This window comes from Streptomyces sp. NPDC030838, assembly GCF_055572035.1.
The window spans coordinates 386569-398817 of sequence record NZ_JBVIED010000002.1 but is presented as its reverse complement, the minus strand read 5'-3'; the positions used below and the strand labels follow the sequence as shown (position 1 = coordinate 398817).

General features: G+C 74.1%; 8 protein-coding genes. 4 read left to right on the top strand and 4 right to left on the bottom strand.

The features are described from left to right. Positions 1 to 63: 63 nt before the first annotated feature. The gene (locus ACZ42A_RS08865; RefSeq protein WP_468526486.1) at positions 64 to 1593 is read right to left on the bottom strand and encodes a M23 family metallopeptidase; all 1530 of its coding nucleotides are present in this window, start codon (positions 1591 to 1593) and stop codon (positions 64 to 66) included. A gap of 298 nt (positions 1594 to 1891) precedes the next feature. After that, on the bottom strand, positions 1892 to 2761 hold the full coding sequence (locus ACZ42A_RS08860) for an esterase/lipase family protein (RefSeq protein WP_468526771.1): 870 nt from the start codon (positions 2759 to 2761) through the stop codon (positions 1892 to 1894). A gap of 587 nt (positions 2762 to 3348) precedes the next feature. Between ACZ42A_RS08860 and ACZ42A_RS08855 the strand changes: the two genes are divergently transcribed. Further along, the gene (locus tag ACZ42A_RS08855) at positions 3349 to 3765 is read left to right on the top strand and encodes a cobalamin B12-binding domain-containing protein (RefSeq protein WP_468526485.1); all 417 of its coding nucleotides are present in this window, start codon (positions 3349 to 3351) and stop codon (positions 3763 to 3765) included. Between the two features lie 199 nt (positions 3766 to 3964). On the opposite strand, the gene ACZ42A_RS08850 is transcribed toward ACZ42A_RS08855, so the two are convergent. Both ACZ42A_RS08850 and ACZ42A_RS08845 read right to left on the bottom strand, forming a co-directional pair. Then, positions 3965 to 5617 (bottom strand): DUF5691 domain-containing protein, encoded by a 1653-nt coding sequence (locus ACZ42A_RS08850; protein ID WP_468526484.1) that lies wholly within the window; start codon positions 5615 to 5617, stop codon positions 3965 to 3967. 120 nt (positions 5618 to 5737) lie between these two features. Further along, positions 5738 to 7090, bottom strand: coding sequence for an SWIM zinc finger family protein (locus tag ACZ42A_RS08845; RefSeq protein WP_468526483.1), 1353 nt, complete (start codon positions 7088 to 7090; stop codon positions 5738 to 5740). A 145-nt stretch (positions 7091 to 7235) separates the two neighbouring features. Between ACZ42A_RS08845 and ACZ42A_RS08840 the strand changes: the two genes are divergently transcribed. From ACZ42A_RS08840 to ACZ42A_RS08830, 3 genes are all read left to right on the top strand, one after another. Continuing rightward, on the top strand, positions 7236 to 8366 hold the full coding sequence (locus ACZ42A_RS08840) for an ATP-binding protein (RefSeq protein ID WP_468526482.1): 1131 nt from the start codon (positions 7236 to 7238) through the stop codon (positions 8364 to 8366). Between the two features lie 126 nt (positions 8367 to 8492). Further along, complete coding sequence (locus ACZ42A_RS08835; protein WP_468526481.1) at positions 8493 to 10979, top strand: DUF5682 family protein; 2487 nt, start codon at positions 8493 to 8495, stop codon at positions 10977 to 10979. Beyond that, the gene (locus ACZ42A_RS08830; protein WP_468526480.1) at positions 10976 to 12157 is read left to right on the top strand and encodes a VWA domain-containing protein; all 1182 of its coding nucleotides are present in this window, start codon (positions 10976 to 10978) and stop codon (positions 12155 to 12157) included. The genes ACZ42A_RS08835 and ACZ42A_RS08830 overlap by 4 nt, the downstream gene beginning before the upstream one ends. The last annotated feature ends 92 nt before the right edge of the window (positions 12158 to 12249 follow it).

The following is a 12249-nucleotide window of genomic DNA, read 5'->3' as shown; positions in this document are numbered from 1 at the left end:
AGAGGAGCCCCCGCCCGCTGGACGGGGCCGGGGGCTCGCTCGAAGGCAGTGTGGTGAGAAGCGCTACGTCGGATCCAGCCCGTGGCTGCGCAGCCAGGACAGCGGGTCTATGGCCGAGCCGCCGCCCGGGCGGACCTCGAAGTGCAGATGCGGGCCGGTCGAGTTGCCGGAGTTACCGGAGAAGGCGATCGGGTCACCGGCCTTGACGGTCGTACCGGAGGCCACGCGGTAGCTGGAGAGGTGGCAGTACCAGGTCTCCGTGCCGTCCTTCGCGGTCACGATCATCATGTTGCCGTAGGCGCTGTTCCACTCCGTGCGGACGGTGCCGTCGGTGGCGGCCATCACGGTCGAGCCGTAGGAGACCGGGAAGTCGATACCGGTGTGCAGGGACATCCAGTTGATGCCGGACTGGCCGTAGTAGGCGCTGAGCCCGTGCTGGGCGACCGGGAGGGCGAACTTCGGGCGGAGTCGCTCCTTGCGGGCGGCCTCCTCGGCGGCCCGTTTGCGCTCGGCCTCCTGCTGCGCCTTGAGGTCGATGCGCTCCTGGGTGCGGCTGGCCCGGTCGGCGAAGTCGTCCGCCTCGGCGGTGAGGCTCTCCAGCTGGGTGTCCAGCTTGTTGTTGGCGGCGGACGGTTTCACCGGCGGGGCGTCGGCCGCGGTCGTCGAGGACTCCTGGGAGTCGTCGGCGGAGAAGGTGCCGACGGAGGCGGCGGCGATGCCCGCCACGCCCATCACACACGCCGAGGGCACGGCGACGGTCAGCAGCGCGGAACGCTTGGCGGGGCTACGGCGGCGGGAGCGGGACCCGCTGCGCGAGGCCGCGCGCGAGACGGGGGCCGGGGTGGTCTCCTCCTGGCCGTCGAGGAGGTCCGTGACGGTGGGAAGTTCGCCGTTGCCGGTCAGGCCGTCCTCCGGCGGAACGGTTTGCCCAGGCTCTTCGTAGGCGCTGCCGCCCTCGTAGCCGGCCGGGTCGTCGTAGCCCGTGGGCTCCTCGTAGGACGCGGCTTCCGCGTAGACCGCGGAGTCCTCGTACGCGACTTGCTCGAAGGCGGCGGTCGCCTGCTGCTCGGCGTCGCCGCCGGCGGTGTTCCACTGGGTGGCGTCGTACGCCCCGGTGTCGAAGGCCTGCGTGCCCCATTCCCACTGCTGGGTCTGGTCGGCCGGGCCGCCGGACTGCTCGGGCTGGAGCCAGGCGCTCGCGTCCCACTGCCCGCTGGCGTCGGGCGCCGTGGACTGCTGCGGAATGCCGGCGATCTGCTGGTAGTCGCCCGACCAGGCGGTGGTGTCGTAGGCACCGGTGTCATAGGCGGCGTGCTGCTGGGCCGCGTACGGGTCCTGGTCCAGGGTGTGATGGCTGCCGGTGGACCACTGGGCGCTGTCGTACGCGCCCGTGTCGTGGCCGCTGTTCATGTCGCCGAAGAGGGGGTCCGCCTGGAAGGTCGTGGGGGCGGAGGCGATGGGATGGCCGCCGGTGTCAAAACCGTTGGCCTGGTAGCCACCGTATGTGGTGAAGTCGCCGTAGTGGGCTTCCTGGGTGCCGTAGGGCGCGTAGTGCCCCGAGGCGGCGTCGGAAGCCGGAGCCGGGGTGGTCATGCTCCCCGACGGGTGACGGTCGTTCACCAACTTCTCTTTCGCCTCGACAACAGGGGCTGCCAGAGCAGTGCGGCGACTGTACCCGGCGGTACGCGGGCACGACAATCTTCGGCAGGTTTCGTGCGCCGGGGAAACGGGCATTCGGCCGTGTTTCGGGGGAGGGCGGGCACGACTTTGGCCTTGTGTTCGAAGAGTGTTCGATGTCAGGCGGCTGTCCGGCGCCGGTGAGTCGGCCGTGCGTCGGTTGTGCTGACGGGCTGTTGAGGCCGGGGCGGTCGGCGTCCGGCCGCCCCGGTGCTCACGCCACGGTCACGTCGTCGGTGTGCGCGGTGGCGTCCGACCCCGTCCGATGCACCAGGTCGAGGGCCTGCCGTATCCCGGACGCGACGGCCGGATGCACGGGCAGGGCGAGATGCCCGATGCCCGTCACCCGTACGTTCCGCGCGGACAGGTCGGGATGGTCGAGGCGGGCGGCCTCCGGCGGGTCCATCACATGGTCGAGGTCGCTCCAGAAGCTCACGAAGTGCGTACGGCAGCCGGGCGCCGGCCCCGCCAGCTCCTCGAGCACATCCGAGCCGGGACGCATCTGCCGCACGATCGGATGGGCGTTGGCCAGCCGCACGGCCCGGGTGCCGGAGTGCGGGGTGCCGAGCGTGACCAGGGTGCGCACGCGCCGGTCGCCGCCGAGCCGTTGGACGTAGTAACGCGCGATCAGGCCGCCGAGGCTGTGGCCGACGACGTCGACCCGTTCGCTGCCCGTGCGTTCGCAGATCTCCTCGATGTGCCGGCCCAGCAGCGCGGCGGCGGTGCGGACGTCGCAGGTCAGCGGCGAGTAGTTGAGCGATTCGACCCGTTGTCCGCCGTGCTGGGCCAGGGTGCGGCGCAGCAGCACGAACACGGAGCGGTTGTCGATGAAGCCGTGCAGCAGGACGACCGGCGGCCGGGACCGGGCCGGCAGCCGCGGCGCCGACTCCGGGTCCGGTGCGGCCGGGGCGGGGAGCCGGCGCTCCTGGGTGATGCCGGACGGGTAGAGCAGGAGGTGGCCCGCGAGGATCACGGCCTCGAGGGCGGTCGCCTTCAGCAGGGCCACGGAGAGCCCGGCCAGGCCGCCCGGGAGCAGACGTCGGCAGAGCAGGGGGAGGGGCAGTGAGGGCAGGGGGAGGGGCAGTGAAGGAAAGGGCGGCAGCGCCCGGGTGAGCTGCAAGGCCTTCATGGCCGACCTCCTGTCGGCACACGGGAGGACGGCTCTGTCCCCCGTGTGCTCTCGAGGGAGGCCGTGGCGGAGGAGGTCGGCGGCGGAGCGAGCCCGGGCGGCCTCACCCGCCGCGCATGGTCTTCGTCCGTACGTCGATGTGCCGCACCGCCGGGCCGTGCGGCCTGCGGCGCGAGGGTGCGGCGTCCTCGTGACGGCTCCCGTCGCGCAGGGTTCCGGGCCGGTCCGTGGGCCGGCGGCTGAGCTGACGCGTGGGCCGCGAGGGCTCGGAACGGTGCGCTGCGAATGTGTCCCACGTGTGATTTCCCCCTCGCTCTCCACCGTGAAACTGCCGGTTGCGGGATGCTGGCGATAACGTTCGTTCACTTCCCCGGTCGGTGCGGGACGGGGGTGTCCGTGCCGTGGTGGCGCCCCCGGAAGGTGGGCGGCGGACCGCGCGGTACGCGCGCAACGAATATGTGATACGCGCCACATGTACGGCATGTGTGATGTGTGCGGTACTTGTCGGTACGGATGGATGTAATCGCTTCATGGAGGCAGTGATGGGTGTGGCAGCCGGTCCGATCCGCGTGGTGGTCGCCAAGCCGGGGCTCGACGGCCACGATCGGGGGGCCAAGGTGATCGCGCGTGCGCTGCGCGACGCCGGTATGGAGGTCATCTACACCGGGCTCCACCAGACCCCCGAGCAGATCGTCGACACCGCGATCCAGGAGGACGCCGACGCGATCGGCCTGTCCATCCTCTCCGGCGCGCACAACACGCTGTTCGCGGCGGTGATCGACCTGCTCAAGGAGCGTGACGCGGCGGACATCCTGGTCTTCGGCGGCGGGATCATCCCCGAGGGCGACATTCCGCCGCTGAAGGAGAAGGGCGTCGCCGAGATCTTCACGCCCGGTGCGACGACCGCGTCGATCGTGGAGTGGGTGCGGGCCAACGTGCGGCAGCCGGCCGAGGCGTAGGCCTCCGGCGGGTGTGCCGCGGTTGATGGTGTCGCTGGTGCCACCTGTGTCGCTGGTGCGGTGGGTGCCGCCGGTGTCGGTGGTGCGTTGGGTGCCGCCGGTGTCGGTGGGCTCCGCGGGCCCGGCGTGTCGGGGGCGCCGTGCGGGGGCTGCCGCGCCCGGACCGCTGCCTCGCTTCGGCCCTGAACGGGCCTCGGCCTCACACACCGGACGAGTTGGTGCCGCCGATCGGTGCCTGACCCAGCTCCTCGGCCATCGCCGCCCGCAGGCGCAGCGTGGTCACCAGGCGCTGGAACGCCTCCGCCCAGTACCCGCCCGCGCCCGGTGACGCGTCCTCCGCTTCCTCCGGCGCGGCCAGGAGACCGTCGAGGCGGCTCGCCTCGGACGGGTCCAGGCAGCGCTCGGCCAGTCCCATCACGCCACTGAAGCTCCATGGGTAACTCCCCGCGTCCCGCGCGATGTTGAGCGCGTCGACGACCGCCCGCCCCAGCGGTGCGGCCCACGGCACCGCGCACACCCCGAGCAGCTGAAACGCCTCCGACAGGCCGTGCGCCGCGATGAACCCGGCGACCCACACGGCCCGTTCGTCCGCGCCGAGCGTGCCCAGCAGCTTGGCCCGCTCGGCCAGGGACACCGCTCCCGGACCGCCCGCCTCGGGCGACGACGGCGCACCGAGGAGCGCCCGTGCCCACTCGGCGTCCCGCTGTCGCACCGCCGCCCGGCACCAGGCCGCGTGCAGCTCGCTCCGCCAGTCGTCGGCCACCGGCAGGGCGAGGATCTCCCGCGGCGTACGGCCGCCCAGCCGCGCCGGCCAGGCCGTCAGCGGTGCCGCCTCCACCAACTGTCCCAACCACCACGACCGTTCACCTCGCCCTGTCGGGGCCTTGGCGACCACACCGTCGCGCTCCATGCTCGCGTCGCACTCGTGCGGTGCCTCGACGACGAGTCGTGGACCGTCCCCGGTGTGGTCGACGGCGACGCAGGCCGCCGCCCGGACCGCCATCCGCCCCGCCAGAGCCGAACCCGGCAGCGCCGACAGCAGCTCCGCCGCCGTCGCCCGGACGTTACGGCTGCGGTCGGCGAGCGCCTGTTCCAGGAAGGGCTCGTCGTCCGGGCTCAGCCCGGTGCGCAGCGAGTCCAGGAACATCAGCCGGTCCTCGGCGCGTTCCGTCGACCAGGTGCCCGCCAGCAGCTCGCGGGCGGCGCCCGGATCGTGCGCGCGTACGGCCGCCAGCAGGGCGACCCGTTCCGCGAACAGGCCCTCCTGCCACAGGTTCCGCACCCGCTCCGTGTCCTGCGGCCGCGGCAGCGCGGCGTCGCCGCCCGGTGCCGCGCGCAGCGCGAACCGCCAGTCCGGGTTGAGCCGGGCGAGCCACAGGGCGCGCGGGCCCGCGAACGCCAGCGCCGCCGGCCGCAGATCCGTCCGGCCCCGGGCCGCGTCCAGCAGTGCGGGCAGGGCCTGCGGAGGCGCCGCGAAGCCACGGGCGTTGGCCAGCGCCAGCCACTGGGGCAGCAGCTCCATCAGATCCGGTGCGGTGCCTCTGCGCCCGCCGCCCGCCGTGCCGGACCGGTCGGCCAGCAACATGGCGAGTCTGCGGGCCGCCGCGGCGGGCAGCGCCGGCCGTGGATCCTCGGGCGCCGGTTCCGGCCGCCGCGCCGCCCGCGCGGGGCGCAGCCCGGCACGCCGCCGTACGGTCTCCACCGCGGCCGCGTCCAGCAGCGCCGCCGGTGCCTGGCCGCCCGGCGCGACACCGGGCGGCGTACGCCGGTCCGTGCCGAGCAGCGCGGCGGTGACGAGCTCCTCCCAGGCGCCCGTGGCGGGCGGTTGCGCAGGAGTGGAAGTCCTGGTCACGGGGTTCCTTTCGGGCGAGCGCTGGTCGGTGTGGCGGAAGGTTTGGCGGAAGGGACACGCGTGGCGGGTGTCCCGTAAGGCGGGACGGATGCGTATCCGGGTCGGCGGAGGCCTGCCGGGTCAGTGCAGCTGCACCGCCCCGCCCGCTCCCTGCGGCCAGGCCGTCAGCGGGGTGAAGCCCTGGTGGCCGCACTCGCCGAAGACCGTGATGGGGGCTCCGCCCGAGAGCGCGACGAGGCGCCACAGGCCCGGCCGGGAGCGAGCCGCGGGCGTCAGCGGTAGGGCCGCGTCCTCGTCCGCGTCCGCCAGCTGCCAGGACTCGCCGTCCGGCGTCGGCACGACCCGGTCCAGGGTCACCGGGACCGCCTCCAGCCAGGGGTCGTCCCGCAGTGCCTCGCCGTAACGGGCCGCCGCCTGGCTCGTCGTCACCCCCGGCGGCCGTATCGCCGTCGGCTCGGGTGCGGTGAACTGTTCGCCGAAGGCCGCCCGCAGCTGCCCGGCACCCGGATAGGCGGACAGCTCAGCCTCCAGAGCGAGCCCCACCGGCAGCGCCGGCTCCGGGGCGCGGCCGGCGGCGCCGTACGACAGGAGCAGCGCGGTGCGGTGCGACTCCGCCCCGTACAGCCAGATCCGGCGGGTGGTCAGGCGGGTGTCCGCCAGGTCGTACTGGGCGAGGACCAGCCAGCGGTCGCGTACCGGCGGGCCGTCCGCCGGGGCGGGCAGGCCGACCCGGGAGCGGACCGTGGCCGCCAGGTCGTCCGGCAGGTGCTCACGCCGCAGCCAGCCCTGGTCGAGGAGGTGCAGCAGCGCGCACTCCTCCAGCAGCCGCACCGGCCAGCCCGGGCCGGACCCCGGGATCGCCCCCAATTCCCGCACGCGCGAGGCGAGTCCCGGGGCCTGGGCGTCGACCATCCGGGCCGCCGTCTCCTCCCACAGGCCGTACCCCGCCTGCTCGGCCGCGGCCAGGCCGCCGCGCAGCAGGTCGGCCAACCGCTGCTCCAGCTCCGTGGCACCCGCGGTGATCCGCTCGGCCCGGCGCTCCGCCCGGCGCCGTGCCGCCTCGGGATCGGCGGAGCCCGGCGAGGAACCGCCCGAGTCCGCCGTCCGCTGCCGGGCAGCAGGCTCTCTTCTTGCCGCCAGCCACTCCTCGGCCCAGTCCGGTGCCTGCCCGGGTGCCGCCGGGACCTCCCCGGCGGACCACAGCAACAGCAGTCCGAGCGCGTGCTTGCACGGGAACTTCCGGCTCGGACAACTGCACCGGTACGCCGGACCGGACGCGTCCGCCACGTCCACGACCGTCTGATACGGCTTGCTGCCGCCGCCCTTGCACAGTCCCCACACCGCCCCCTCGTCCGTCCCCGCCCCGGACCACGGCCCCGCCGCCCCGAGTTTGCTGCCCGCTTTGCGTGACGCGGCATCAGGCGCCAGTGCCAGCACCTGGTCCGCCGTCCAGCGCACCCCCTGCTGAGTCATGTCGTCGACGGTAGATCCCACCACTGACAATCGGTCGCGGCGAACACCGCCGGAAGCGCGTTTGCGCAGGTCGGAACGGATTGTCAGTGGCGTGGTGCACGGTGGATGCCAGACCGAACCGGCTGAGCTGGAGGGGGACTTCGCCATGTCCGTGTCCGTGGAACCGACATCCGTGCAACCGACCGTGAACGAGGCCGCCGAGGCGTTGCGCCCGCACGCCGAGGACGCCTTCGCGGACGAACTCGCGGCGCTCGCGGCACAGGACGACCGTCCGCGCCCGGCCCGCTGGAAGCTGTCGCCGTGGGCCGTCGCGACCTATCTGCTGGGCGGCACGCTGCCGGACGGCACGTTGATCACACCGAAGTACGTGGGCCCGCGCCGCCTCGTCGAGGTCGCCGTCACCACCCTCGCCACCGACCGCGCCCTGCTGCTGCTCGGCGTGCCCGGCACCGCCAAGACCTGGGTGTCCGAGCACCTGGCCGCGGCGGTCAGCGGCGACTCCACGCTGCTGGTGCAGGGCACGGCCGGCACACCGGAGGAGGCGATCCGCTACGGCTGGAACTACGCGCGGCTGCTGGCCCACGGCCCGAGCCGCGACGCGCTGGTGCCCAGCCCCGTCATGCGGGCCATGGCCGAGGGGATGACGGCGCGGGTCGAGGAGCTGACGCGGATCCCCGCCGATGTGCAGGACACCCTCATCACCATCCTGTCGGAGAAGACGCTGCCGATACCGGAGCTGGGCGAGGAGGTGCAGGCGGTGCGCGGCTTCAACCTGATCGCCACCGCCAACGACCGCGACCGCGGCGTCAACGACCTCTCCAGCGCCCTGCGCCGCCGCTTCAACACGGTGGTGCTGCCGCTGCCGGAGAGCGTCGAGGCCGAGGTCGACATCGTCGCGCGGCGCGTCGACCAGATCGGCCGCTCCCTCGATCTGCCGGCCGTGCCCGACGGCATCGACGAGATCCGCCGCGTCGTGACCGTCTTCCGCGAACTGCGCGACGGGGTCACCGCCGACGGCCGGACGAAGGTGAAGTCGCCGAGCGGCACGCTGTCCACCGCCGAGGCGATCTCCGTCGTCACCAACGGCCTCGCGCTCGCCGCCCACTTCGGCGACGGCGTGCTGCGGCCCGCCGATGTCGCCGCGGGGGTCCTCGGTGCCGTCGTCCGCGACCCGGCGGCCGACCGGGTCATCTGGCGGGAGTACCTGGAGGCGGTGGTCCGCGAACGCGACGGCTGGACCGATTTCTACCGGGCGTGCCGGGAGGTGAGCGCGTGAACGGCAGCAACGGCAACGGCAACGACAGCGGGTGGAACGTCGCCTGGGGCAGCGGGACGGACGGGACGACCCCGCGGGCGGTGTCCGACGACGACCTGGGATGGCCGCGGCGGCGAGGGGGACGGGATGACCGGCGTCGAGCGGGCTGAGCGGGCCGAGCCGGCCGGGGGCGGGCGCGGCGGGGCCGCCGAGCCGCTGCTGCTCGGCGTGCGGCACCACGGGCCGGGGTCGGCGCGGGCCGTACGGGCGGCGCTGGACGCGGCGCGGCCCCGGGTGGTCCTGATCGAGGGTCCGCCCGAGGCCGACGCGCTGGTCCCGCTGGCCGCCGACGAGGAGATGCGGCCGCCGGTCGCCCTCCTCGCCCACGCCGTGGACGAGCCCGGACGGTCGGCCTTCTGGCCGCTGGCCGAGTTCTCCCCGGAGTGGGTGGCGCTGCGCTGGGCCCTGGACCACGGTGTTCCCGCCCGTTTCATCGATCTGCCGGCCACGCACACCCTGGCGTGGGGCGAGGAGGCGGCCGAAAAGCAGCCCGAGGGGGAGTCCCCCGCTTCCCCCGCTTCCGCTGCTTCCGCCGAGGAGCCGGAGGGTGAGTCGGGGGAGGAACCGGGAGCCGATGCCGATGTACGGGTCGATCCGCTCGCGGTGCTCGCCCGGACCGCCGGATACGACGATCCCGAGCGCTGGTGGGAGGACGTGGTCGAGCACCGGGGGGCCGGCCAGGGGGATCCGTTCGCGCCGTTCGCCGCGCTGGAGGAGGCCATGGGGTCGCTGCGGGAGGTGTACGGCAGCGGAGGCCATGACCGGGATCTCGTGCGGGAGGCGTATATGCGGCTCCAGGTGCGCGCGGCGCAGCGGGAGTTCGGGGGCGGCGTGGCCGTGGTCTGCGGGGCCTGGCATGTGCCCGCGCTGCGCCGGAAGTCCACCGTCGCCGCCGACCGGGCGCTGCTGAAGGGACTGCCCAAGGTCAAGGCGGACCTGACCTGGGTGCCGTGGACGTACCGCCGGCTGGCGAGGGCCGGCGGGTACGGGGCGGGCATCGACTCGCCGGGGTGGTACGGGCATCTGTTCGCCGCGCCCGACCGACCCGTCGAACGGTGGATGACCAAGGTGGCCGGTCTGCTCAGGGAGGAAGGAAAGGCGGTCTCCTCGGCGCATGTCATCGAGGCGGTCCGGCTGGCGGACACGCTCGCCGCGCTGCGCGGCCGCCCGCTGCCCGGACTCGGCGAGACGACCGACGCGGTACGGGCGGTGATGTGCGACGGCTCGGACGTGCCGCTCGCTCTGGTGCGCGACCGGCTGGTGGTGGGGGACGTCATGGGCGAGGTGCCCCCGTCCGCCCCGGCGGTTCCGTTGCAGCGGGACCTCGCCCGGCTCCAGCGCAGACTGCGGCTCAAGCCGGAGGCGCCGGAGCGCGAGCTGGAGCTGGACCTGCGCAAGGAGACCGACGCCGGGCGCAGCCGGCTGCTGCACCGGCTGCGACTGCTGGGCGTGCCCTGGGGGGAACCGGCCGTCTCGCGCGCCGGCACCGGTACGTTCCGGGAGACCTGGCGGCTGCGCTGGGAGCCGGAGCTGGCGGTGCGGGTCGCCGAGGCGGGCGTGTGGGGGACGACGGTGCTCGGGGCCGCGAACGCCAGGGTGGAGGCCGACGCCGTCGCCGCGCAGGGCCTCGCCGACGTCACCTCGCTGGCCGAGCACTGTCTGCTGGCCGAACTGCCGGACGCGCTGCCGACGGTGATGCGGGTCCTCGCCGACCGCGCGGCGCTCGACACCGACGTCGGCCGTCTCGCCCAGGCGCTCCCGGCCCTGGTCCGCTCCCTGCGCTACGGCGATGTGCGCGGCACGGACACCGGGGCGCTGGCCGAGGTCGCCGCGGGCCTCGCCGAACGGGTCTTCGTCGGCCTGCCCCCGGCCTGCGCCGCGCTCGACGCGGACGCGGCGGAGGAGATGCGGCGGCATATCGACGCGGTGCACGGGGCGGTGGGGTTGCTCGGCGAGGCGACGGCGGACACGCCCGCACCCGCCTCACCAGGGGCCTCCGCGTCCGTCTCCCCATCCGGTCTCCGCGGACGCTGGCAGGCCGTGCTGCGAGCGCTGTCCGGGCGGGACAGTGTGCCCGGGGTCATCCGGGGCCGGTCCGTGCGGCTGCTGCTGGACGACGGGGTGCTGGATCAGGGGGAGGCGGCGCGGCTCATGGGGCTCGCGCTGTCGCCGGGGACGCCGCCGGGTGACGCGGCGGCGTGGATCGAGGGCTTCGTCGGGGGCGGCGGTGGCGGAATGCTGCTCGTGCACGACGAGCGGCTGCTCGGCCTGGTCGACGGCTGGCTGACCCGGGTGCCGGCCGAGGCCTTCACGGATGTGCTGCCGCTGCTGCGGCGGACCCTCTCGGCGTACGAGGCGGGGGTGCGCAGAACGCTCGGTGAGCTGGTCCGGCGCGGTCCCGGGGCGCGGGGGAGTGTCGCCGGGACGGGCGCCGGTCTTCCCGGCTTCGCCGCGGAACCGGACATCGCGCGGGCGGACGCCGCGGTGCCGGTGGTGCGGCTGCTGCTGGGGCTGACCGAGGCCGGCAGCCGGGCCGACGCCGACGACAACGAACCAGCGGGGGTGGGCACATGACGACCGAGGCGAGGGACACCGCCCAGGTGACCGACGCGGCCCGGGAACGGCTGCGGCGCTGGCGGCTGGTGCTCGGCGGGGAGGCGGCCGACGGCACCGGGCACGCGCTCGCCGGGCGCGACGCCGCGATGGACGGCGCGCTGACCGCGCTGTACGGGAAGGGGGACAAACCGGCGGCGGGGAAGGAGCGTACGGCGGGCCTCGGGGCGTCGGCGCCGGCCGTGGCGCGCTGGCTCGGGGACATCCGGACGTATTTCCCCTCCACCGTCGTCCAGGTGATGCAGCGGGACGCCATCGACCGGCTCGGGCTGTCCGCACTGCTGCTGGAGCCGGAGATGCTGGAGGCGGTGGAGGCCGATGTGCATCTCGTCGGCACGCTGCTCTCGCTGAACAAGGCGATGCCCGAGACGACGAAGGAGACGGCACGGGCCGTGGTGCGCAGGGTCGTCGAGGACCTCGAGAAGCGCCTCGCCACCCGCACCCGGGCCACCCTGACCGGCGCGCTCGACCGCAGCGCCCGGGTCCGGCGGCCGCGCCACCACGACATCGACTGGAACCGCACGATCGCGGCCAACCTCAAGCACTACCTGCCGGAGTACCGGACGGTCGTGCCCGAGCGGCTGATCGGGTACGGGCGGGCGTCGCGGGCCGTGAAGAAGGACGTCGTCCTGTGCGTCGACCAGTCGGGGTCGATGGCGGCATCCGTCGTCTACGCCTCGGTGTTCGGGGCGGTGCTGGCGTCGATGCGGTCGATCAGCACCCGGCTCGTCGTCTTCGACACGGCCGTCGTCGACCTCACCGACCAGCTCGACGACCCGGTCGACGTGCTGTTCGGCACCCAGCTGGGCGGCGGCACGGACATCAACCGGGCCCTGGCGTACTGCCAGTCGCAGATCACCCGGCCCACCGAGACGGTGGTGGTGCTGATCAGTGACCTCTACGAAGGGGGGATACGCGACGAGATGCTGAAGCGGGTCGCGGCGATGAAGGCGTCGGGGGTGCAGTTCGTGACGCTGCTCGCGCTGTCCGACGAGGGGGCGCCCGCGTACGACCGGGACCACGCGGCGGCGCTCGCGGCGCTCGGCGCACCGGCCTTCGCCTGTACGCCGGATCTGTTCCCGGAGGTGATGGCGGCGGCGATCGAGAAGCGCCCGCTGCCGATACCGGACACCGCGTGAGAACCGGGAATCGCCGGAGGAGACCAGCGCGAAAGGGGACATGACTACCCATCGGTAACAGGGGGCTTGCGTAACCTCGGGAGTCCCGTGCA

Coding starts and splice junctions, on each gene's coding strand:
- ACZ42A_RS08865 (WP_468526486.1), bottom strand. CDS start 1,593: ATGACCACCCCGGCTCCGGCTTCCGACGCCGCCTCGGGGCACTACGCG.
- ACZ42A_RS08855 (WP_468526485.1), top strand. CDS start 3,349: ATGGGTGTGGCAGCCGGTCCGATCCGCGTGGTGGTCGCCAAGCCGGGG.
- ACZ42A_RS08845 (WP_468526483.1), bottom strand. CDS start 7,090: ATGACTCAGCAGGGGGTGCGCTGGACGGCGGACCAGGTGCTGGCACTG.
- ACZ42A_RS08840 (WP_468526482.1), top strand. CDS start 7,236: ATGTCCGTGTCCGTGGAACCGACATCCGTGCAACCGACCGTGAACGAG.
- ACZ42A_RS08835 (WP_468526481.1), top strand. CDS start 8,493: ATGACCGGCGTCGAGCGGGCTGAGCGGGCCGAGCCGGCCGGGGGCGGG.
- ACZ42A_RS08830 (WP_468526480.1), top strand. CDS start 10,976: ATGACGACCGAGGCGAGGGACACCGCCCAGGTGACCGACGCGGCCCGG.